General features: G+C 45.7%; 22 protein-coding genes. 20 read left to right on the top strand and 2 right to left on the bottom strand.

The features are described from left to right. Nucleotides 1-8: 8 nt before the first annotated feature. The 8 genes from AC0VXY_RS04510 (at nucleotide 9) to AC0VXY_RS04545 (ending at nucleotide 9,816) form a co-directional block, all read left to right on the top strand. Nucleotides 9-1,073 carry a BtaManbiosPhlase gene (locus tag AC0VXY_RS04510; protein WP_475527059.1) on the top strand — a complete coding sequence of 355 codons (1,065 nt, stop codon included), beginning with the start codon at nucleotides 9-11 and terminating at the stop codon, nucleotides 1,071-1,073. 99 nt (nucleotides 1,074-1,172) lie between these two features. Then, nucleotides 1,173-3,695: a beta-mannosidase gene (locus tag AC0VXY_RS04515; RefSeq protein WP_475527061.1), complete on the top strand. Its 2,523-nt coding sequence runs from the start codon at nucleotides 1,173-1,175 to the stop codon at nucleotides 3,693-3,695. Nucleotides 3,696-3,821: 126 nt separating this feature from the next. After that, nucleotides 3,822-4,667 carry an ROK family protein gene (locus AC0VXY_RS04520; RefSeq protein ID WP_475527062.1) on the top strand — a complete coding sequence of 282 codons (846 nt, stop codon included), beginning with the start codon at nucleotides 3,822-3,824 and terminating at the stop codon, nucleotides 4,665-4,667. A 362-nt stretch (nucleotides 4,668-5,029) separates the two neighbouring features. Next, nucleotides 5,030-5,584, top strand: a complete 555-nt coding sequence (locus AC0VXY_RS04525) for a DUF488 domain-containing protein (protein ID WP_475527063.1) — start codon at nucleotides 5,030-5,032, stop codon at nucleotides 5,582-5,584. A 403-nt stretch (nucleotides 5,585-5,987) separates the two neighbouring features. Continuing rightward, a complete protein-coding gene (locus AC0VXY_RS04530; protein WP_435992952.1) occupies nucleotides 5,988-6,239 on the top strand; it encodes a hypothetical protein in 252 nt (83 codons plus the stop codon). Between the two features lie 396 nt (nucleotides 6,240-6,635). Then, nucleotides 6,636-8,123: a phytoene desaturase family protein gene (locus AC0VXY_RS04535; RefSeq protein ID WP_475527064.1), complete on the top strand. Its 1,488-nt coding sequence runs from the start codon at nucleotides 6,636-6,638 to the stop codon at nucleotides 8,121-8,123. Nucleotides 8,124-8,138: 15 nt separating this feature from the next. After that, entirely contained in the window at nucleotides 8,139-8,624 is a 486-nt protein-coding gene (locus tag AC0VXY_RS04540) for a glycosyl-4,4'-diaponeurosporenoate acyltransferase CrtO family protein (RefSeq protein ID WP_475527065.1), read from the top strand. Nucleotides 8,625-8,709: 85 nt separating this feature from the next. Beyond that, a complete protein-coding gene (locus tag AC0VXY_RS04545) occupies nucleotides 8,710-9,816 on the top strand; it encodes a glycosyltransferase (protein WP_475527066.1) in 1,107 nt (368 codons plus the stop codon). 255 nt (nucleotides 9,817-10,071) lie between these two features. Here AC0VXY_RS04545 and AC0VXY_RS04550 read toward each other — a convergent pair whose 3' ends face one another. Further along, nucleotides 10,072-10,374, bottom strand: a complete 303-nt coding sequence (locus tag AC0VXY_RS04550; RefSeq protein ID WP_475527067.1) for a hypothetical protein — start codon at nucleotides 10,372-10,374, stop codon at nucleotides 10,072-10,074. Between the two features lie 306 nt (nucleotides 10,375-10,680). Here AC0VXY_RS04550 and AC0VXY_RS04555 point away from each other — a divergent pair, with 306 nt between their 5' ends. From AC0VXY_RS04555 to AC0VXY_RS04570, 4 genes are all read left to right on the top strand, one after another. Next, the gene (locus tag AC0VXY_RS04555) at nucleotides 10,681-11,064 is read left to right on the top strand and encodes a DUF6069 family protein (protein WP_435992942.1); all 384 of its coding nucleotides are present in this window, start codon (nucleotides 10,681-10,683) and stop codon (nucleotides 11,062-11,064) included. 26 nt (nucleotides 11,065-11,090) lie between these two features. Further along, nucleotides 11,091-12,185, top strand: a complete 1,095-nt coding sequence (locus AC0VXY_RS04560) for a sensor histidine kinase (RefSeq protein WP_475527068.1) — start codon at nucleotides 11,091-11,093, stop codon at nucleotides 12,183-12,185. Between the two features lie 4 nt (nucleotides 12,186-12,189). Next, nucleotides 12,190-12,804: a response regulator transcription factor gene (locus tag AC0VXY_RS04565; RefSeq protein ID WP_475527069.1), complete on the top strand. Its 615-nt coding sequence runs from the start codon at nucleotides 12,190-12,192 to the stop codon at nucleotides 12,802-12,804. Between the two features lie 126 nt (nucleotides 12,805-12,930). Next, on the top strand, nucleotides 12,931-13,650 hold the full coding sequence (locus tag AC0VXY_RS04570) for a UTRA domain-containing protein (protein ID WP_475527070.1): 720 nt from the start codon (nucleotides 12,931-12,933) through the stop codon (nucleotides 13,648-13,650). 40 nt (nucleotides 13,651-13,690) lie between these two features. Here AC0VXY_RS04570 and AC0VXY_RS04575 read toward each other — a convergent pair whose 3' ends face one another. After that, nucleotides 13,691-15,418, bottom strand: a complete 1,728-nt coding sequence (locus AC0VXY_RS04575; protein ID WP_475527071.1) for an amylo-alpha-1,6-glucosidase — start codon at nucleotides 15,416-15,418, stop codon at nucleotides 13,691-13,693. Between the two features lie 124 nt (nucleotides 15,419-15,542). Between AC0VXY_RS04575 and AC0VXY_RS04580 the strand changes: the two genes are divergently transcribed. The 8 genes from AC0VXY_RS04580 (at nucleotide 15,543) to AC0VXY_RS04615 (ending at nucleotide 23,161) form a co-directional block, all read left to right on the top strand. Then, nucleotides 15,543-17,015 (top strand): PTS transporter subunit EIIC, encoded by a 1,473-nt coding sequence (locus tag AC0VXY_RS04580; protein WP_475527072.1) that lies wholly within the window; start codon nucleotides 15,543-15,545, stop codon nucleotides 17,013-17,015. 277 nt (nucleotides 17,016-17,292) lie between these two features. Next, entirely contained in the window at nucleotides 17,293-18,000 is a 708-nt protein-coding gene (locus AC0VXY_RS04585) for a polysaccharide deacetylase family protein (protein ID WP_475527073.1), read from the top strand. A gap of 296 nt (nucleotides 18,001-18,296) precedes the next feature. Then, on the top strand, nucleotides 18,297-19,298 hold the full coding sequence (locus tag AC0VXY_RS04590; RefSeq protein ID WP_475527074.1) for a LacI family DNA-binding transcriptional regulator: 1,002 nt from the start codon (nucleotides 18,297-18,299) through the stop codon (nucleotides 19,296-19,298). 16 nt (nucleotides 19,299-19,314) lie between these two features. Continuing rightward, a complete protein-coding gene (locus AC0VXY_RS04595; RefSeq protein WP_475527075.1) occupies nucleotides 19,315-20,268 on the top strand; it encodes a sugar kinase in 954 nt (317 codons plus the stop codon). Between the two features lie 9 nt (nucleotides 20,269-20,277). After that, complete coding sequence (gene hxlA / locus AC0VXY_RS04600) at nucleotides 20,278-20,901, top strand: 3-hexulose-6-phosphate synthase (RefSeq protein WP_475527076.1); 624 nt, start codon at nucleotides 20,278-20,280, stop codon at nucleotides 20,899-20,901. After that, a complete protein-coding gene (hxlB, locus tag AC0VXY_RS04605; RefSeq protein ID WP_475527077.1) occupies nucleotides 20,898-21,446 on the top strand; it encodes a 6-phospho-3-hexuloisomerase in 549 nt (182 codons plus the stop codon). The genes hxlA and hxlB overlap by 4 nt, the downstream gene beginning before the upstream one ends. A gap of 16 nt (nucleotides 21,447-21,462) precedes the next feature. Next, nucleotides 21,463-22,113, top strand: a complete 651-nt coding sequence (locus tag AC0VXY_RS04610; RefSeq protein WP_475527078.1) for a bifunctional 4-hydroxy-2-oxoglutarate aldolase/2-dehydro-3-deoxy-phosphogluconate aldolase — start codon at nucleotides 21,463-21,465, stop codon at nucleotides 22,111-22,113. Between the two features lie 22 nt (nucleotides 22,114-22,135). Next, nucleotides 22,136-23,161 carry a TRAP transporter substrate-binding protein gene (locus tag AC0VXY_RS04615; protein WP_475527079.1) on the top strand — a complete coding sequence of 342 codons (1,026 nt, stop codon included), beginning with the start codon at nucleotides 22,136-22,138 and terminating at the stop codon, nucleotides 23,159-23,161. Nucleotides 23,162-23,205: the final 44 nt, after the last annotated feature.

Consider the following 23,205-nt stretch of genomic DNA (forward strand, 5'->3'; position numbering starts at 1 on the left):
ATTACAACATGAATGTTTATAGATATGAAGAGAATCCGGTAGTGACACCAATGGATGTAAAACCGCATCGCGAGGACTTTGAAGTCATTGGCGCATTCAATGCGGGAATTACGACTTTTAACGATGAAATTATCATGCTGCTCCGTGTCGCAGAGCGTCCGATCAGTGATGACCCTAAGATTGTGAAATCACCTGTTTATAATCCGGAAACAAATGAGCTAGAAATTCTGGAATTCAATTTGAACGATCCTAAGTACAATTTTTCAGATCCCCGTACGATTCAAAAAGCCGGAGAGACGAACCGTTTCGCTTTTCTGACTTCATTATCTTATTTAAGGATTGCCCGCAGTAAGGATGGACATATCTTTACGGTCGATGAAAAGCCATTTGTTTACCCTTCAAATGAGCTTGAAACATTCGGGATTGAAGACCCAAGGATTACGAAGATTGATGATACTTATTATATTTACTTCAGTGCTGTCTCACCTGTTGGTGTTGGCGAATCGATGGTTACAACAAAGGACTTTGTCACAACTGAGCATCGGGGAATGATTTTTGCGCCAGAAAACAAAGACGTGTTAATCTTCCCTGAGAAAATTAACGGCATGTACTATGCTCTTCATCGTCCTGTTCCAAGGAGTACTGGTGAGCCTGAAATGTGGATTGCAGAATCTCCTAATCTGTTGCACTGGGGAAATCATAAATATTTACTTGGCCTGCGAGAGGGTATGTGGGATAGTGCCCGCATGGGCGGCGGAGCAGTTCCGTTCAAAACGGAAAAAGGCTGGCTGGAGCTTTACCATGGCGCAACGACGGACCACCGCTATTGCATGGGGGCTGTATTGCTTGACCTGGAAGACCCAACCAAGGTCATCGCCCGCTCTGACAAACCAATCCTTGAGCCTGAAGCAGATTATGAAGTGGAAGGATTCTTCGGAAATGTGGTCTTCTCATGCGGTGCGGTCGTTGAAGGCGACGTTGTAAAAATGTATTACGGAGTTGCAGATACTTCAATGGCATGTGCTGAGTTAAGCCTTCAGGAAATCCTGGATTCATTGACTTATATTAAATAATTTCGATATTAGTGCCAAAATCACGTGATGATTTTGGCTTTTATGTTAATGAAGGTCTTTGTGTCCTGTAGTGACTTTATTATGAAAGGTTCTGTTTCTATGAAGCTTAATAAAAACTGGAAGATTAAGCAATTCGATGTGGGGGACGCACGTGAACTGGAGGTGGCCGCACCTGAGTTTATTGATTACTTTTGGATGACTGCTTCGGTTCCTGGTGACGTCCATTCCACCCTGATTGACCGAAAGTTAATCGAGGATCCATTCTATGGCCATAATGATTTGAAATGTCAGTGGGTAGAGGAAAAGGTTTGGTGGTATCGTACCACCTTTGAATTCGACGGAACAGAACATAAGGATGAAAGATATGATTTGCTGTTTGAAGGGCTCGATACGTATGCGACGATTTACCTGAATGGAGTCGAACTTGGTTCAACGGATAATATGTTCATCAGCCATTCCTTTGAAGTGACTAGGGAATTGAAAAAAGGCAAAAACGTCCTTGCTGTAAAATTCGATCCCATCGATGTGCATGTGAAGGAGAAGGTTCAATATTACTGGTCAGGATTCAGCAAGGAACGGATCTGGACGAGGAAGAATCAAAGCCATTGGGGCTGGGACTGGGGACCACGGCTTGTAGCAGCGGGTATTTGGAAAGATGTTCATTTGAAAAAACGGACATATGCCAACATTCATTCTGTGTTTGCGAAAACAACCTCTCTTTCCGAAGATAAGGCAGAAGTTGATGTAGAGGTTGAAGTGGATGCTTTTAGAAGAGGAAAAGACTATCAAGTTCGGGTAGAGCTGTCTTTTGGTGAAGAAAAGTTCACTGGAAGTGCAAAGGTTGAAGGGAAAAAGACTTTCGTTACCCTGGAAGTTGAAAATCCGAAGCTGTGGTGGACCCATGACCTGGGAACGCCCCACCTCTATCTATTGAATGTTGAATTATATTCTGATGGAGAAAAAATCGATGAAAAACACGAGGATTTTGGACTCAGGACGATTGAAGTTCTTCGTGTTGATGAGGAAGGGAATCAGTGTTTTACCTTTGTGCTTAATGGCGAGAAAATTTTCGCAAAGGGAGCGAACTGGATTCCGATTGATAGCTTCATAGCGGCCGTTCCGGTCTCTCGGTATAGCCACTTAATTAAGCTTTCAAAGGACGCGAACATGAATATGCTTCGTGTTTGGGGGGGCGGCATCTACGAACGAGATGTTTTTTATGAGGAGTGCAACCGGCTTGGGATTTTAGTCTGGCAGGATTTCATGTTTTCTTGTGCGCTCTACCCTGATTACAATAAAAACTTCATGGCCAATGTCCGGAATGAAATCATCCAGGTCGTCAAGCGCCTGCGGAATCATCCATCGCTGGCTTTATGGTGCGGGAATAATGAAAACGATTGGCTTTATGAAGCATTGTTTTCTTCAGGTGAAATTACCGATCCTTTTTACGGCGAAAAAATTTATCACGAACTGATGCCGGAAATTTTAGACGAACTGGACCCAACCCGACTGTTCTGGCCGAGTTCTCCGTACGGAGGAAATGACCACAACTCGAGGGAGCAGGGTGATTCGCATAACTGGCAGGTATGGCACGGCAATATCGAGCCGCGCAACTTTGGCGAGCCGCAGACTGTGAATTACAGTGTTGACGGCCTTTCTTTTAAAAACTTTAAAAACGATCGTACCACGTTTGCCAGTGAATTCGGCATGCATGCGTCTTCTAACCGCTATACACTGGAACGGAACATCCCTGAAGACCAATTCTTCTGGGGCAGTGAAGAAATGGCCTACAGAAATAAAGACATCCATCATCCTAAGGGGATTTTACTGATGGAAGGGTACATTGGAGTGCCAAAGGATTTAGATGAGTATATTGCTTATTCAATGCTGACACAGGCTGAAGGATTGAAATACGGCATTGAACATTACCGCCGGAATAAACCCCAAACCAGTGGTGCTTTGTTTTGGCAGTTAAACGATTGCTGGCCTGGTACGAGTTGGTCTGTCATCGACTATTATTTGCTGCCGAAAGCTTCCTACCACTATGCAAAAAAATTCTATCATCCTATCTTATTAACCATTGATCATGATCCTTGTGATAGCCTGAAAGTATGGGTCGTTAATGACAGATTAGAAGGATATGAGGATGAAATCGAGCTTGCTGTTTATGATTTTCATGGAGAAATAGCATTCTCAAAGAGGTGGAATGTCTCTGTTGAGGCAAATTCCGTTTATCACGTAGACACGGTTTTAGAGGGAAAGGCTTTAGGAGGATTAAAGCCGGAAGAGGCAATGATCATTCTTCGTTCATTAAACGATAAAACCTTTGAAAATACTTATTACTTCCGTGATCAAAAGGATGTAAAGCTTCCTAATGCTGAGCTAACTGTAGAATACAGCAGAGAAGATAATGAGATCACTCTATCAAGTGATGCTCTGGCACGAATGATGACGATTGAAATGGAGATCGAACAGCTTGTGCTCGAGGATAACTTTTTTGACCAGCAGCCTCATATGACAAAAACAATTAAAGTAAGCCAGGCCGAAGGGAAAGAAATTCCGTGGGAGACTTTAAGGGTAAAAGCAATTAATAGCGTGAAAACGAAGATAACCGAGGGGTGATGATGGAAGCAGTCCTTGTTGAGCCTTTAGATCTTTTTCCATGGAATTGAAGTTTTATCTGCTGATGAATGCACTTTTTGCGTTTGGAACATCCTTATCAGGTGTTTTCCAAAGTGTATTCCTATCTTGGCCTACTATATGCTTGCAAAGTATTCAAAAGCCAGGGACCGGATTACCGTTTTTGCGATTGGTTCATTTACAATATTATTGAGCTCAGTACTGATTTCGGCCTACCCTGTCTTTATTTCATTGTTGATCTTTGGAATTCTGTCGCCGATAGCCATGAATATGATCGGCACTTCGATGAATGCGATGATCTACGAATCAATTGAAAGAGAGCCGGATTATAAGAAAAAAAGACTCGTATTATTCGTTCAGGAGATAAAAGAGGCATTAGCTGTTCCGGTAGGATTTAACACCGATGTAAATGCCGCTGCATTAGGAGAAGCAACCTTTGGTGCAGCAAAAGGATCAGACAGCTGCCTTTATATTACGGTAGGAACAGGAATTGGCGCCGGAGCAGTGGTTCAAGGAAAGTTGCTTCAAGGACTTTCCCACCCGGAAATGGGACACATTCTCGTAAGACGGCACCCAGAGGACCAGTATGCAGGAAAATGCCCATACCACCAGGACTGTTTTGAAGGCCTGGCTGCAGGTCCAGCAATAGAAGAACACTGGGGAGCAAAAGGCATCGACCTAATTGGGCGCGAAGAGGTTTGGGATCTGGAAGCCTACTACATCGCCCAGGCACTCATGCAATACATCCTGATTCTCTCCCCAAAGAAAATCATCCTTGGCGGCGGAGTCATGAACCAGAAGCAGGTGTTTTCTTCTGTTTATAAGTATTTACCGGAATTTTTAAATGACTATGTGTCTTTACCGGAGCTTTCTGATTATATCGTAAGCCCGGGGCTAGGAGATAACGCAGGAATTGTCGGCTCACTTCTGCTAGCTAAAGAAGCATTGCAGTGAAACGTCGGTGAGCATCTTGAAATGGTCAATAATAAATGAGGATTTTTCAAACTAACCTAAAAAAGGAACCCTCCACAAGCAGAAGGTTCCTTTTCTATTGTTTTAACCCAGGGGAACAGGTAACCAGTTTGTGATAAGGAAAGAAGCGAGGATTGAAAGATAGAGTTCAGTATAAGAAAGGACCTCCGTTATGTGTGAGGTCCTCTTTTGTTATTGATTTCATCTATGAAGCAGGAGAACCGTCCCCATGCTTCTAAAGACTAGTGAAGTAAGAGAACGGGTATAAGAAACGTAAGAGCAGTTCCATTGTCTCCCTTTTTAACTACACGGAGATTATATTCTATACGAAAGGCGGAGGTTTCATGAAAATTTACTCCATCGGGCACTCGACGCATTCCAAAGAACAATTCCTGACCATGCTTGATGCCGTAGAAATCGAATACATAGCGGATATCCGTGCTTTTCCCGCCAGTCGAAAACACCCTCAATTCAAGAAGGAGAGCATGGGAGAGTGGCTGGATGAAGCAGGAATAGAATACCGTCATTTCCCGAAGCTCGGAGGCAGGAGGCGTTTGTCGGGGGTGATTGGTGAAGACCTGAACGCAGGCTGGAACAACCGATCGTTCCACAATTATGCAGATTACACCTTGACGGATGAGTTCAAGGATGGACTTGAAGAGTTGAAGGAAGCGGCTGCTGAGAACAAATTGGCATATACGTGCTCGGAACGCCACCCGGCCAGGTGTCACCGCCTGTTGATCAGCAATGTGCTGAAAGCAAATGGCTGGGATGTCTCCCACATCATCGATGATTCTGATGGAAAGGCTGATGTGATCAGTCACGAACTTGGCCAATGGGGAGCCTTGCCGATCATTGAAGAGGATGGGACAGTCGTGTATCCGGGGGTGGATGGATAGGTGGGAGTGGGGGCCGACACCACCCTATGGCTGGATTCAACGAATCTATCAGGAAATAGGATGAAAACAATCCACGGTTACGCTCCCTTGCCCAACACATAAAGCGATGCCTGACCCCTGACATATAGATATTATTGAGTCTTCACCGCAAAATAAGAAGTTCATAAAAGGTGTACTTAACAAAGAGCGCTTATATATTAATGTTGGAAGAGTCCTCATAGCATTCGCTTGTTGGTACAGTATAGAAAAAGGGTATGATGGGTATGTAGGTCTTACATCCAAAAGTAACAAATATCCCTTTTATGAGAGTCTGGGAGCTCGACTGACATATGGGGCAGCATTTTATGTTTAACGATATTGCCTCTGAAAGGCTTGTAAAAATATATTTTCCGGGAGGTGTAGTATGGTGGCAGGAACCAAGTTGAAATCAAAGTATTTTAAAAAAACTCCAGGAGGGCATACTATAACCAGGAGTGATAGTATGCATAAAGATATCGAGAAATTTGATCATGCTTTTCCTGATGGAGTATTTGCATTCCCTGCACCCGCCGAATCCCCCAAAGTGAAAATAAGGGCATTGGACAAATACTGCAAAGATCACGGTGTTCAGCCAAAAGATTTAACAGATGAAGAAATGCGACAGTTTCTTATTTAATAGCTAAATGGGGCCGTATCTCACTTTGCCAAAGGTGGGATACGCCCCTTTGTTTATGTTTTCTCCTATTTTGGATTTATTATATGGATAAGGTAGTGATGAGCTTCACTCCATGATTGGGAGTGGGGCTATTTTGTAACTATTTTCTTGAAATGCTTTACCTTGTTCAAAAAGGAAGCAGGAGAACCGTCCCCATGCTTCCCCTCCATATTGAACCATGACCCAAGCACATTCAACGTTTTTTCTTAGTGGCAGTGAGGGTATAAGATAAGTGCGGAAGATACAGACTTGATGTATTGAAAGAAGCACTGGCACAATTCCAGGCAGATGTTGAAAGTGTTTTAGATAAACATACATACTCCAAACAAGATTTCCGAACAGGAGGAACGGTAACCATTGAAAACGAAAACGGTACTTATCATTGGAGGCGGACTCGGCGGGGTGTCGGCTGCCATTACACTCGCACAGGCGGGATACGATGTTTCCTTATATGAAAAAAACGATCACATTGGAGGAAAGTTGAACCGGCTCGAGCAAGACGGCTTTGGTTTTGATCTTGGCCCTTCCATTTTGACGATGCCGCAGATCTTTGAGAAATTGTTTGCGGCCAGCGGTAAATCGATGAAAGATTATGTCCAAATTGAAAAGCTGGATCATCAATGGCGTTCCTTTTTCCCCGATGGAAATGTCATAGACTTATATGAAGATGTGAACGACATGCGAGAGAAGAATGCCTCTCTCAGTGAAAAGGACATTCGTGAATATCAACGTCTGTTGGAGCATTCGAAGACTCATTACGATATGACGGATAAAACCTTATTTAAAGGTGCGGATACGGCAAAAGGAATCGTCAAGCAGGCGGGACTGTTCAGTGTCTTGAAGAACATTGACCTGATGTCCACAGTGCATAAATCCCTCGATAAGCGGATCAGTCATGAGCAGTTTCGCGATATGCTTTCCTATTTTATCAAGTATGTGGGTTCGTCCCCTTACGATGCGCCGGCCGTGATGAATATGATGATCTACATGCAGCATGATCAGGGAGCATGGTACGTTCCCGGCGGTTTGCACAAGCTTGCGGACGCCCTTGTGAAGCTGGCGGAAGAAGTGGGGGTGACCTTCCACCTTGGAAAGCAGATCGTCAAACTTGAAAAGAAGGATGGCGACATTACCGGAGCCGTGTTGGAAGACGGGACACGGGTGACCGCCGATCATTATGTGTCCAATATGGAAGTCATACCGGTTTACGAGCGATTACTGGAGGAAGACAGCGAATATATTGATAAATTAAAAAAGAAATTCGAACCAGCGAGTTCCGGTCTCGTGATGCATCTGGGTGTGAAGAAGAGTTATCCGCAGCTCGGCCATCATAATTTCTTTTTTGCTAAAAATATGAAAGAGCAAATGGAATCGATCTTCCACCGCCATGAACTGCCGGATGATCCGGTCATATATCTCGTCAATGTGAATAAGACCGATCCGACTCAGGCACCTCCAGGCCATGAAAATATTAAGGTGCTGCCTCATATTCCTTTTATCCGGGACGCGAATCCGTATACGCAAGAGGACTATGAACAATTCGCTGAGCGGGTCCTGATCAAGTTGGAGAAAATGGGCCTTGATGGCTTGCGTGATAACATTGTCACCAGGGATATGTGGACACCGGAAGATATCAGGCGCACGTATGGCTCCGACCGCGGAGCGATTTATGGGACTGTGTCAGACAGTAAGAAGAACAAAGGGTTGAAGCATCCGAAACAGAGTGAACGCTACGACAACCTCTATTTTGTCGGGGGGACGGTGAATCCGGGAGGCGGAATGCCGATGGTGACCTTAAGCGGCCAGCTTGTAGGCGAGAGCATTGTGAAGAGGGATTCTTTTTAAAAAAGGAGTGGTGTCATGATCGTCTCACTGCCTGATCATTGGATCATACTCATTGATGTGATTGCCTGGACGTTCTTTCATCTCGCCATTTCGGCCGTTTGTTTGAAACTGCCTTTGACGTGGTTTCTGAAAGACCATTTATGGTTTCGGACGTTCCCTTTTGAACAGTCCGGAAAGCTGTGGCAGCGTTTATTCCGGGTGAAAACGTGGAAGGGATTGATTCTGGATGGCACGATTTTTTTCAAAAAGGGATACAGTAAAAAGGGCTTGCATGGCACGAGGTCGAGGGACTTGATGATATTCGCGGCAGAAACGAAACGCGCGGAATTAACCCATTGGCTCTCCATTCTCCCTGCGCCGCTGTTCTTTATATGGAATCCAGTTTGGGCGGGATGGGTGATGATCCTGTATGCTGTTGTCTTCAACCTTCCGATTATTGTTGTTCAACGGTACAATCGGGGCCGCATATCGGCGATCACGTCAGGCATTGGGAAGAAATGAAGCGGACTACTGTAAGGAAGTAGCTACATAAAGGTTGAACGGGGATTGTCACGTTGGTAGTTTCTAGAGGGAGGAGGCAGGTTAAATGACAGCTTCAGAAGTGATCAATCTCATCCTGGGTTTCCTGGGGATTATCATTGGCATCATTATGTTTTGGTCCTTGCCGGTTCCGGGTTTCATCTCAAGAAGTACGGACGGCTTGCCGTTTGTGTCCATCATTATCCCTGCCAGGAATGAAGAAGCCAGGATCTCCCCGTTATTGCAGTCGTTGCAGGAGCAGCGATTTAAGGGATTTGAAATTCTGTTGGTGGATGACGATTCATCGGATCGTACCGTGGCTGTCGCAGAAAGCTATGGTGTAACGGTCCTCCAGAATAAAGGGGCAGGAAAATCGTCTGCCTGCTGGCGCGGGGCCAAGGAAGCAAAAGGGAGCTGGCTGCTGTTCCTCGATGCCGATACCCGATTTACCAGTGTGGATGGATTACGTAATCTTCTTCATTACTACCAGGGAAAAGGAGCAAGGGGTATCCTCGCCTTGCAGCCCTATCACACCGTGGAGCGTGTGTATGAGCACCTCTCCATTGTCTTTAACATCATCGTCGTGGTGGGCATGAATCTCTTTACTGTCTGGGGATCCCGGTTCAAGGCAGCCGGCTCGTTCGGACCATGTATTCTATGTAATCGAGACGATTACTTTTTATCCGGAGGACATGAAAAAATCGAGGGGGCCATCATGGATGATCTGGCACTGGGAGAGGCCTTTCTCGATCAAAATCTTCCCGTTCGCTGTCTTGGCGGCAGGGGAATCATTTCGTTCCGCATGTATCCGGAAGGCTTGGGGAGTCTTATCGAAGGCTGGTGCAAAAGTTTTGCCGTTGGTTCGAAGTCCACTCATCCCGTCGTTATGTTGATGGTGATCCTCTGGATTACGGGCAGTTTAACCACCGCATCTTCATTGATTTCTTCGATTATAGAGGGAAGAACCGCCGCTACGATCGTCAATGGGGTATTGTATATCCTCTATGCGGTTCAAACGGCATGGTTTGCCCGCAGGGTCGGGGATTTCAGATGGGTGTATTACCCTTTTTATCCGTTGCTGTTTTTATTCTTCGCGGTGATTTTCCTTTATTCTTTCGTTCGGGTGAATGTTTTTCATTCTGTGAAGTGGAAGGGGCGGAGGATAAAGGTGTGAAGGGCCTCTTTTCTAGAGTTTTTAAGGTAGACGAAGGTATCTGTCCCCATGGCTTTCCAGCAGTGGATTGACAGATGGTTAAATGAGTCGTGAAAAAAAGGTGCCTGACCCCAGTAGGTCAGACACCCTTTTTGGTTTTATGATGGAATGGTCTAACAAAAGAAAAATCGAAGAAATGGAGTGTGGATCATGGTGAGAGGGAACGAAGAGTAGGTATAGGGTAATTCGCCATAACGTTGTATAGAGTAATGACGATTACCTTTCAGCTCGATTCTCAAGGGTGAACACCCGTTTATCAATATCAGTGATTCTTGTGTTCAGATAATGAAAGTCTGTTTCAGAACGTTGGTTGCCTACTTTTAACTTACCAAGGACATCTTCTGATTGTGATGTTTCAATTCTATTTACCGTTTGCTTTACCTCTTTTAAATCATTTCCGAATTCCTTCAGTTTACCGTCGAACTCCTTCATATTACTGTCTAATTCCTTTATGTTACTGTCTAATTCTTTAATGTTCCGTTGAATATCGGATAACATGCTCACGATTTGCTTGTCCATTTTTCTCACCTTCTTCATACTATTATAGTGGATATGAATGGATGATACTACTCTGATATTGGGTGAACTCTGATACTGAGGGCCAGGTCCCTTGGCTCATAGATAGCCAATGATAAAGGGACGGGATTGGATGCTGGTGGGATTGTTGGGTGAGGAGTTAGGGGAGGTTTGAGGTTTTCTATGGGTGAAAAGGAAGCATAAGAACCGTCCCCGCGCTTCCAAACAAATGATATTTATCACTATTTCCACCTATTACCACATGCTACGATGTAAGCAGATTTTTAGTTTATGAGAGTAGGTGCATGTATGAAGAATAGTGTAAAGGTTGGGTGTATGGTGGGGGCGATTTCCGGTGTGGCCGCAATCGTGGTGTATTACTTGCTATGCTTTTTGTTAGACGTTACATTTGAGAAGATAACGCCGGTGTCGATCTTCTTGATGTCGGTTGTCGTGAATATCGTCGGGGCACTGATTTATGCGAAGTTAAAGAAGCGAAGTGCGAGACCGCGATGGATGTATGCCTTCATTACGATTGGGGTGGCATTGGCCCTTTCCCTATTTGATTGGGCGTTTCCTGCAGAGCCGGGTATTGCTGGTGTAGCGAATACGTTACATGGATTTGTGGCGACTCTTTCCATTGCATGGCTTCCGGGCTGGATGGATCGGACGGTCAGTAGAACAAAATCTTGAGATTCGTAGAGGGAGGGGGATGAAGGATGCCGACAATCGCAACGTTTCCTTGGTGGAGGCTGCTCATCATTCCTTCTTTCTATATGTTGCTCCTGCCTTTTGAAGATAAGTGGTATGGGTATGTTTTTTTTCTAGTGCTTGCCCTTGCCTTTTGGGGAAGTACGTCACACGTAAAATATCGTGAATCAGGCATAGTGATTCAGCATTTGTGTGTAATGGCATTGATCATCCTCTTTAATCCGTGGAATATCTGGTTCGGAATGTATCCTGCTATTGTCACCGGATTTCTTCCCTCGTTTAGAAGAATCACGGTCTATACTGGATCGATGGCCGCCTTGTATGTCACGTCTGTATGGTATCATGTTGAATTTAACTTAGGAACACAGGATTTGTCCTGGATCCCGATCCTCATCCTTTTCATTGGGTTGCCGTATTTCCTCCGTAACCAACAGATTTCGAATCAAATAAAAACAGAGCTTCTGGGTGCGAATGAAGAAATTGCCCGCCTCATCAAAATTGAGGAAAGAGAACGGATTGCGAGAGACCTGCATGATACGCTCGGGCATACTCTATCCCTTTTAACCTTGAAGGGGGAACTCGTGGAACAGCTCGTTCGTCGGAACCCTGATGAGGCGATCCAGGAGGTACGCGAGCTTCAAGACATTTCCCGGAATACGTTGATACAAGTCCGGAAATTGGTCAGTGATATGCAGTCTGTCAGGCTATCGGAAGAAGTGGAGCAAGTCTCACATTTCCTCCAGTCAGCGGGAATAGAGGTCCATGTCCAGACGATGGATTTGGAAAGAATCCCTCTGGTGAATGGGAAAATCCTCGGCTTGTGCCTTCGGGAATGTGTGACCAATATCGTGAAGCACAGTCAGGCTGAAAATTGTTGGATGGCCATTTATGAAAATAGTGATTCTTTCATCCTGGAGATTGAAGACGATGGAGTCGGCATGGAAGGGATGAATAGAGGTCATGAAGGAAGCGGTTTGATGGGGATGAAGAAGCGCCTTCGCATGATTGAAGGGACTCTGCACTGGACATCGAATGCTGGTCGAGGGATGAAGATAACCATTTCTGTACCAAAAATTGAAAAGCCAATAAGTGAAGAGAGGTGAGAACATGAGAATCATCATCGCAGAAGATCAAGGGATGGTAAGAGGGGCGATTGGGAAGCTATTGTCCTTAGAACCGGATATTGAACTGGTGGGGGAAGCGGAAAATGGGGAAGAAGGCCTGCACCTCATAAGACAGACATCCCCTGACATCGCCATCCTGGATATAGAAATGCCAATCGTAAGCGGCCTTGAAGCAGCGGAAACACTGAAAGGGGAGGGACACCCTTGCCGCATTGTGATCGTGACCACCTTCGCACGGAGCGGCTACTTGCAGCGCGCCATCCAGGCAGGGGTGTATGGCTATCTCCTGAAAGATTCCCCCGTATCCCAATTGGCTGTGCATTTACGGACCATCCTAACAGGTCAAAAAGTATTCAGTCCACAACTCTCCCATTCGATGTTCGAAGAAATGAATCCACTGACAAAAAGGGAACAAGACATCCTCATCCATCTTGAAGAAGGCTATTCCGTAAACGAAATGAGTAAACTCTTATATCTATCTCCTCCCACCATACGGAACTACATCTCTGAAATCATCCAAAAAGTAGAAGCGAAAAACCGTCTCGATGCCGTGAAGATTGCGAGGGTGAAAGGGTGGATTGGATCTGGGGCAGGGTGAGAAGAAGCACGGGGACGGTTCTGTTGCTCCGCTTTGCTCAAAAAGGAAGCACGAGAACCGTCCCCATGCTTCCTAACTTATGTTACTATCTACTATAAGAACAACGGTTATGTCTAGGAGGCCACTATGCCAAAAACTAAATACATAGAAATCTACGAAGACTTAAAACAAAAAATCGAACAAAATGTCTATGAGTATCAGCGGCTGCTGCCTTCTGAGAATATGCTGGTGAAGGAGTATGATTGCTCGAGGAATACGGTGCGGAGGGCGATTGGGAATCTAGTGAGCGAGGGATATGTGCAGACGAAGCATGGGCAGGGGGCTCGTGTGATTTATCAGGATTTCAAGCAGAATGAGTATATGTTCGGGGAGACGGAGACGTTCAAGGAGTTTTCCCTTAGGAACCATAAGAAGCATGAGACGAAGGTGGTTGTGTTTGAGGAGTTGACGGTGGATGAGACACTTCATGCACATACGTTGATCCCGGTCGGAGTTGAGGTGTATCATCTGAAGCGGATCCGTTACTTAGAAGGAAATCCGGTGATCATGGACTACAATTATTTCCGTAAGGATGTCGTGAAGGGGCTCACGGTCGAGATTGCGGAGGATTCAATTTATGAGTATCTGGACAGGGAGTTGAACCAGCGGGCGGTCACGGCGAAGCGAAAGATGGTGGTGGAGCGGACAACGGAAGCGGACGAAAAGTATTTGAAGCTGGATGGATTCAATAGTGTCGTGGTGGTGACGAGCCACATCTTCAATGGTGATGGTGTAATGTTCGAGCATACCCGGTCGCGTCACACACCTGGAAATTTCGTCTTCTTTGATCAGACACAGCGGAAATGAAAAAGTGTACGAGGCATATGTCCCGTACACTTTTTTTGCATTATTGAGCCAGTTTTGCAGCCAGGTGGATGAACACGCTGGATGTCCATGTGTGGGCGAGGTCCCTTAATCCTTCTCCCGTTTCGGCGTGGAAGTTTTCCGCGAATCCGCCGTGTTTGCAGAGTTCGAGGAATTTTCGGGCCACTTCTTTTGCCAGTTCATGTTCCCCACATTCTTCAAATGCTTCCACGAAAAGTAGTGTCGTCGGCGCCCAGATCGGTCCCCTCCAGTAGGCATCTTCTTCATAAAGTGGGCTGTCGATGGCTTCAGAAGCGATTCCCCATTTTGTTAGGTAGCGGTCACTGCTCAGCGTCCCGATCATTTTTTTGCGTGCAGCCTCGGGCAGTTTCCCGGCAAGGATAAGCGACACAAGCGGCAGGTAACCTTGACTTTCAATTAATGCTCCGTCCTTTGTGAAGCGTGCGACGGGAAGATCATCTACGAGGAAGTAGTCGCAGAATTTTTTCATGTATCTGTCTGCTTCTCTTTCCCAATAGGCCATATCATGAGGACGCCCCAGTTTTTCGGATACGATAGCCAGCATGTCCATCGACTTGATCAAGAACGCGGTCAAGTCGGGTGAGTCGATGATATTGGCATCTTTAAAAACGGTGCTGTTATCCTGGCCGGAATCATTTCCATGATGATACTCACAGATGCCGTCACGGTTGAAATCCTTGTAGTGAAGATAGAATTCTACGTGTCTCTTAATCTGGGAATAGATGGTCTCCAATTGGTCGGTGGAGAGAATCATTTTTTCCATCATCTTCAATACGAATAATCCTTGCACCGGTGGCTTGGAGAAATTCCAGCGGATGGTCGAGTCGCTGATGGATCCCGGGATCTGCCCCTTGTCGTCCTGGTGATCGAATAAGAGCTGGATCTGGTCCCATGCGAGTCGATCATCGACACCGGCGAGAGCGAGACCGTTGAAGGCGTTGTCCCAACTCCAAACCCCCGGGAAGTTGCGGTTCGACATGTACATCGCTTTCCGTTTCAAGAGGCCCTGCTCATTGACGATACAGCTCCAGTTCAGGTAAGCAGCTTCTCTGAGTGTTTGTTCATATCCATCAGGGGCAGGGGGCTGTTTTGATAAGAACGTCAGAAAATGGTTCGTGCTTTTATCAAGAGCCGCTTCAAAGCTGTATTCTCTTTCTTCAGGCATGGCCCCATGGGTTGGGACGTCTTCAATGACACATAGGAATTCCTGTGCACCGTCGGGTTGAGTAATGTGGATATTGGAGAGATTATCCGCTTCTACCGTGCTGCCTGTCGTGTCCATGAATACATTTTGTTGCAGGGAAACGGTGCCGTTCGGTGCGAAGATCATGTACTTAGTGAGATTCTTGTAGCTGTTAATCAGACTGAACTCTTTGCCTGGATTACCTAATAGATAGTTATATTCAAAGTTGAAGACGGGTTGGGTATCGAGTGTGAGCCCGACGTTTTCCCCGATGCCTTTTACATAAATACGCTCTGAGTCTTCAAAGCACAGGTGCAATTCCCCTCCGTCGAATGAAAGTGAGATTTGAAATTCATCCGCTTTATATGTGTAGGGGGCAGAGGCCCCGTTCACAGTAGGGATGATCTTGAGGGCATTCTGATGTTGCTTGGATTTCCCCCTTACTGAATTTATATACAATCCGTTTTTTTCAGGAATATCGCTTTCCTGGTAGGTTAGGGCCATATAGGAACCGAAGTGGCTCATCGGTGTGATGCTTATATCCATGTTGAACACTCCTTTTTCAAAATTGTCTTGACAATGATTCATAACAATTTATACTGTACTATAACGAACTTGTTTAAACAAGTTAGAATTTTTATGAAAGCGATTAACTGAGGAGGTCAAGAAGATGGGATTTAAAGAAAACGTTGCTGACATTATAAAGAATATAGGCGGTGCGGAAAACGTCAGCAGTGTGTCGCATTGTGTAACAAGGCTCCGTTTGGTGTTAGTGAATGAGAGTCTGGTAGATATAGAAGCGTTGGAAGAAAACGAACTCGTGAAAGGGACGTTCTCGGCGAGTGGTCAATTTCAGGTGATTATCGGTCCGGGCATGGTTGAAAAGGTTTACAGCGAGTTTGTCCAGCAAACTGGAGCTGAGGCTGTGAGCAAAGACGAAATGAAGAAGGAAGTGGCGGAGAAAGGGAATGTCATCCAAAAGGGTGTGAGGGTCCTGGCGGATATCTTCATCCCGATCCTGCCGGCTATCGTTGCGGCCGGACTGCTGTTAGGATTGAATAACCTTCTTGCCAATCCGGGCATCTTTTACGACGAAAAATCATTATTAGATGTTCATACGGGGTGGACAGGCTTTGCCGAGTTCATTAATGTGATAGCGAATACAGCGTTTACATTCCTGCCTGTACTCATCGCCTGGTCTGCTGCCAGGAAGTTCGGCGGAAGCCCATTACTCGGAATCGTGCTCGGGTTGTTATTGGTTCACCCTTCGTTGATGTCCGCATATGCGTATGCAGAAAATCCGGGGGATGTTGAATATTGGAGCTTGTTCGGATGGGACATTGCTAAGATTGGCTATCAGGGTCAGGTGCTCCCGGTTATTTTTGCGACATTGATCTTGACTTGGTCGGAAAAGAAATTGAAGCGGTACATTCCTGATAATTTACAGATGATTTTTGTGGCACCGCTTGCATTGGTATTTGCGGGGCTGTTGACGTTCGGAGTCATCGGACCGATCACGATGACAGGCTCGAACTGGATCACGGATGGAATACTTTATTTATTTGAAGTTTCGCCTGCATTTGCCGGTGCCGTGTATGGATTCATCTCTGGCCCCCTTGTGATCACAGGGATGCATCACATCTTTTTAGGAGTAAACCTGCAAATGGCTGGAACGCTTGGCTACGTCACGCTATGGCCGATCGGGGAAACGGTTACACTCGCTCAAGGTGCGGCCGCGTTGACCATGTTTTTCATCATAAAGCAGAACAAGAAATTGAAAGGTGTGTCGTTAACGGCAACACTGTCTGCATGGCTAGGGGTCACGGAACCAGCCATCTACGGAATCAACCTTCGATTCCGCTACCCGTTCATCGCCGTCATGATCGGAAGCGCCATCGGAAGCGCGTACCTCGCATCACAAGGGGTGAGAGCTACATCCGTCGGGGTAGGCGGAGTGTTATCGTTCCTTTCTGTTTATCCTGAACACTGGGCGTTTTATTTTACCGGAATGGCCATCACATTTGTCATCACTGTTGGATTGACGTTCGGATTTTTCAAGAGCCATTTGTTCAAGAGTGGCAAGACAGTGGATGAGAAGACTGAAAGTATGGCTAGTGTGAAGGATGAGAAGTTGAAGGCGTAGAATGCATCGGTTTGACAGAAAGAAGATGCGGTGTCTGGTGGATAGGTGCCTCGTTTGGTAATTGTAATTTCAAAGGTCCGTCCCAGGGTGCGTTAATTCGTTAATGCACGCTGGGACGGACCTTTGTTCTTAAGTGGAGAACCGTCTCCATGCTTCTGCATGGTACAATAGTTAAAAATCGGGCCGAGGTACCTGTCCCGGCAGCTCGTTAAAGGGGCAGGTTTGTAATCGGAGTACTATTAAAGGAATTAAGACATAAAAGGGGTAATGACCACTGATGAAAATGAAACTCATAATTATGGGCGCAGTCATTTTAATCATTTTCTTCTTATTATTCGGTACGTTTAAATTGATGAATGCAAGAACGTTTCAATTATTTGGAGGGCTGACACATAAAGTGGAAACCAATCAAAAAATGGTTGCATTAACGTTTGATGACGGTCCGACCAAGAATGTGGGTGATATCACCGCATTGTTAAAAAAGTATGGTATCCAAGCAACTTTCTTTCTGATCGGGAGCGAAATGGAAGAAAGTCCTGAAGAAGCGCAGAAACTAGTAAACGAAGGTCATCAGATCGGAAATCATACATATTCCCACCAGCGAATGATTTTGAAATCACCTTCGTTTATTAAAGAAGAAATTGAAAAAACAGACGATTTAATTAGGAAAGCTGGTTATTCAGGAGAAATTGATTTTCGACCACCAAACGGTAAAAAGATTGTAGGACTGCCTTATTATTTATCGAAGCATAATCGAGACACGATCACTTGGAATATCGAACCGGATACTTTTTATACGGATGCTGCAGATAAAATTGAATATGTGAACGAACTAATTACACCAGGTTCCATTATTTTAATGCATGCCATGTATGACGAAACAGGTGAGGAAATGAGAGCTCTGGAAGGGATCATACAATCATTATCAAATCAGGGATATACATTTGTCACGGTTAATGAGCTTCAGGAATTAAGTGGTAAATAGAGGTAGAGTGAGGACGTTCTCACTCTACTTTTCTTTTTTAAAAAAGGTGGGTCTTTCTATTAATAGCCCCACTTCATGCCGTATTTTCCCGGAAAGTAGGGTAAGAACCGTCCACAGTAAATTATTATTATAAAAACGCGTCCCTTACGTGTTTTTTCTATGCCCAAAACAAAAAATCTACAAATTTTCAAAAAACATATTGTAAAGCGCTTTCAATTATCATATAATTTCAATAAATCGATTTAGTAAACCGATTTAGTAAACCGGTTTAGGAAATGAAAGTTGGAGACTATGGAATGAAAAAAGTGACGATTGCTGATGTTGCTCAGCATGCGAATGTATCTAAGAGTACCGTTTCCCAGTACTTAAATAATCGTTTTGATTATATGAGGGAAGAAACGAAGAATCGAATAGAAGAATCTATCAAAGAGCTTGGGTATCGACCGAATATTGTCGCAAGGAGCCTCAAGCAGAAGTCGACGACGACGATCGGGGTGATTGTGGCGAATATCCTTCACACATTCTCGACTCAGGTAATCCGGGCAATTGAAGACACCTGCCAAGAAGTAGAGTTTCACACGATTGTTTGTAACGCAGATGATGATCCTGAGAAGGAGCGGAAGTATATCGAAATGCTCCGTGCCAAGCAGGTGGATGGGATCATCCTGCTGCCAACCGGGGATAATGCGGCCTTATACAATGAGATGCTGAAGGAGGGCTATCCGATTGTATTCGTTGACCGGACGGTGCCTGATGTACCGATTCCATCGATGCTTCTTGATAACGAGAAAGCGGCGGGGGTAGGAATCCAACATTTCATTGACAGGGGCTACACGAAGATTGGCATCATTACGAACGTAATCCGGAATGTCACGCCAAGGATGGAGAGAATCAACGGCTATAAGAATACGATGAATGCCAATGGCCTGGACATCCGGGAGGACTACATCAAGAGCCTGGAAGTAAGCAGGATCAGAGAAGGGGTTCACGAGCTGCTAACCCTGGACGATCCCCCGGAAGCGATCCTTGCGGGAAATGATTTAACACTAATTGAAATCTTGAAATATGTAAAAGAAAATCATGTGAAGGTTCCTGAAGACTTGGCCATCATCGGAATCGACGATGTGTCCTTTGCGGGTTTCTATGAACCGGGATTGACGATCGTGGCTCAGCCCACGTTTGAGATCGGGAAGAAAGCGGCGGAATTTTTATTAAACAAAATCCAGAAAAAAGAGGATCAGGATGAGGGATTGGTATTCCGTTTTGATCCAAAGTTAATCATACGGGAATCTTGTTAGAGAAAGGGTGTTACCCATGAATGATGTAGTGACGATAGGCGATGCGATGATCACTCTCGATCCGTCATCGACGGGCCCGATGCGGTTTGTCTCTTCTTTTGAACGGAAAATCGGGGGAGCCGAGCTGAACTTTGCGATTGGCTGTGCACGGCTTGGATTGAAGACCGGTTGGATCAGCCGCCTTGGGAATGATGAATTCGGAAGGCATATCTTCAACACCGTCCGCGGTGAAGGTGTGGATGTGTCCGAAGTAGAACTGGCGGATGGATATCCGACTTCTCTGAATTTCAAGGAAATCATGGGGGATGGGAGCTCACGGACCTTCTACTACAGAGACCGTTCTCCTACAACGGTGTTGACAAAGGAAACCCTGAACGAAGAGTTTTTGAAAAACACGAAGATCCTCCATATCACCGGGGTATTCCTGGCAGTGGATAAAACGAAGAATATTGAGCTCATCCGCCATGCGATAATCGAGGCTAAAAAGCATGGAGTGAGGGTTTCTTGCGACCCGAATATCAGACTAAAACTGTGGGGTGAGAATGAAGCGAGGGACGTGCTGAGAAGCTTCCTCCCATATGTCGACATCCTTCTGACGGGTATCGAGGAAGCCGAGCTGCTGTTCGGAACATCAGACACGAATGAAATCATCGAGAATTGTAAGCAATTCGGCATCACCCATCTTGCCATTAAGAAAGGTGAGGAAGGTTCAATTGGATATGCGGACGGTGAATACGTTGAAGCCCCTGCTGTTAAAGCGAAGAAAGTGGTGGATACGGTAGGTGCCGGTGACGGATTCGATGCAGGCTTCATTTACGGGATCCTGCAGAACTGGCCCTTGGAGAAAGCGCTTCACTTCGCGAACATCATCGGATCGATGGTCGTCAGTGTGACAGGTGATAATGAAGGGCTGCCGTATTTAGAAGATGTCCTTGTCCATTTGGGGGAAAAAGAACGAGTGGAAAGATAGGGGGATGGGATGAATATACAAGTGGCGCTAGACCGCCTGACCAGGGAAGAATGCTTTCAGATTTTGGAAAAGACGGGTCCTTACGTGGACTGGATTGAGATTGGTACCGGTGTGATTAAGGAATATGGAATGGCGATTGTCCGTGACATCCGGGAGAAGTATCCGGATAAAATCATTGTCGCTGATATGAAAACATGCGATGCCGGTAAACATGAGACGATTCAAGCATTTGATGCTGGGGCGGATATCACGACTGTCATGGCGTTCTCTGCCTATAAAACGATCACCGATACTCTCGAGGTGGCAGCATCACGAGGGAAAAGAGTGATGATCGACCTTCTGGGAGTTTCCGAGAATAAGAGAGTCCGGGAATTACAGGAACTTGGTGTATCCCTTGTCAGTCTGCATATTGGAAAAGACATGCAGGAAACAGGTGAAAGCACCGGCAGCCTGTTTGATCTGATACAAGGAATCAGTGGACTCGATACGGCTGTTGCCGGAGGGATCACACTTGAGACACTGCCAGGCATTGTGAAAAATAGCCCCGATACGGTCATTATTGGCAGCGCTATCACAAAGGCAGCCGATCCAGCAGAGGCTGCAAGGGCGATGAAGGGACTGATCAAAGAATGAAATCAATCATCACGTCGGTAGCGGGTGAAATCTCAGAAGTTTTATCAAAGGTGAACGAAGGAGAAGCGATCCACCTTTCAGAGCAGTTAAAAACAGCCAAGCGAATTTTCGTATATGGTGAAGGACGTTCCGGTTTGATGGGGAAAGCATTTGCCATGCGTTTGATGCACGGAGGCTTTCCGGTCTATGTCATTGGGGAAACCATCACACCCAGCATGGACGAAGGAGATCTTCTCATCGCCATTTCAGGGTCTGGCTCTACAGGAGCGATTGTTCAATTTGCTTCGAAAGCGAAAGAAATTGGTGCGAGTGTTTTCCTCGTTACAACGAACCGGGAATCAAAGCTTGCGTCGATCAGCGACGGGATCATGATCATCCCCGCTGCGACGAAGTTCCGGAGAGCGGAGGAACCGGAAACGATTCAGCCTCTCGGGAACCAGTTCGATCAGTCGGTCCATCTGGTGCTTGACGCAGTCATCATCGGGACACTGGATGATGGGGATACGAATGAAACCATGGCCAAACGGCATGCAAATATAGAGTAAAGGGGTCGGTGAAGGAATGAATCCAGTAGAGTTTATGAAAGAAGAAATCCTTGTGGCCGTCATCCGTGAAGCCACTCCGCAAACGATTCTGCCGATCGCAGAAGCTTTGAATGAGGGCGGAGTGAAGGTGCTTGAGATCACGGCGGAGACACCGAAGTTTACTAGGTTGATCGAGATCGTCCGAGAGGAAATGGACGGTCGGGTCTTGACCGGTGCAGGCACTGTCCTCGATCCGGAAACGGCACGTGCCGCGATCATGGCAGGATGTGAATTCATCGTTTCACCATCCTTCAATCCGGAGACGGTGAAGATGACCAAGCGCTACGGCATCCCGAGTATACCGGGTGCCCTGACACCGACGGAAATCCTGACGGCATATGAGCTCGGGGCGGACATGATCAAGGTCTTTCCGGCAAACACCTTCGGACCAGGCTATGTGAAGAGCATTCACGGTCCATTCCCATCGATCCCGCTGATGGTGACCGGGGGGATCAATATGGATAATCTTGCGGAATATCTGGAAGCAGGTGCGTTGGCTGTCGGTCTTGGGGGCAACTTAGTGAATACAAAGCAATTGCAGCATCAAGAAGATTTTCAGCGTTTGACTCAGAAAGCACGTGAATACAGGCAAATCGTTCAGAAGGTAAAGGCTGTTCAAACCATTTAATCATAACAAGGGGGAATTAGGGATGAAGAAATTTTTCTTACTTTCATTTGTATTATTGTTGGCTGTTTCCGGCATTCTGGCTGGATGCGGAAGTGACGAAGCATCAGGGGGAGAAGCAGGGAAGAAAATCAAGATCGTAGCGGCGCATAACCAGACATCACCGGATAATCCATACCAAACAGGTTTGCTGAAATTCAAGGAAGTGGCGGAAAGTAAGTCAGACGGGGATATCGAAGTGGAAGTGCACGCAGGAACCATCGGAACGGAAGAATCAGAACTTGTTGAAAAGCTGAAGCTTGGGGGAGCGGATGTGGTACTCGTTTCACCTGGTTTTATGACTCAGACAGGAATCAAGGAAATTGACCTCTTGGCATTGCCTTACCTATTTGACAGCTACGATCACTGGGAAAAGACGGTTGACGGAGAAGTCGGGGAAGAAATGGCAAAATTGATCAATGAAAAGTCGAACAATGATTTCAAACTGATCGGGTACTGGTCTGCAGGTGTGAGACATTACTACGGGAAAAAGCCACTTGAAAAGATGGAAGACATTAAGGGAATGACGTTCAGAACACAGACTTCAGGTGTAGTGGCGGACTATTGGAAGAAAGTCGGAGCCATCCCGACATCGATCGCGTGGGGAGAATTATATCAAGCGCTTCAGCAAAATGTCGTCGATTCATCTGAAAACTCGTATCCATACTTTGTACAGCAGAACCATCACAAAACGGATAACGGGAAATATATCACAGAGACAGCACATGATTACACCACACGTTTCTTATTAGTGAACGGGAAAAAATTTGATTCCTATTCAAAAGAACAGCAGGATATCATCATTGAAGCAGCAGAGGCATCTGTGAAAGCGGAAAGAGAAGCCGTTTATGCACAGGAAGAGGAGTACAAACAGAAAGCCATCGATGAAGGGGCGAAAGTAAACGAAATCGACCGTGAACCATTCATCAAACTGGCAGAACCTCTTCAAGAGAAAGCAGCTAAAGATATGGGAGCAGAAGACCTGCTTGAAAAGATTAAAAAGCTTAAATAAAAACGCTTGTTAAAAGGGAAGAGATGATCTGTTCTTCCCTTTAC

This window comes from Rossellomorea sp. QJM3NY_18 (genome assembly GCF_056173145.1).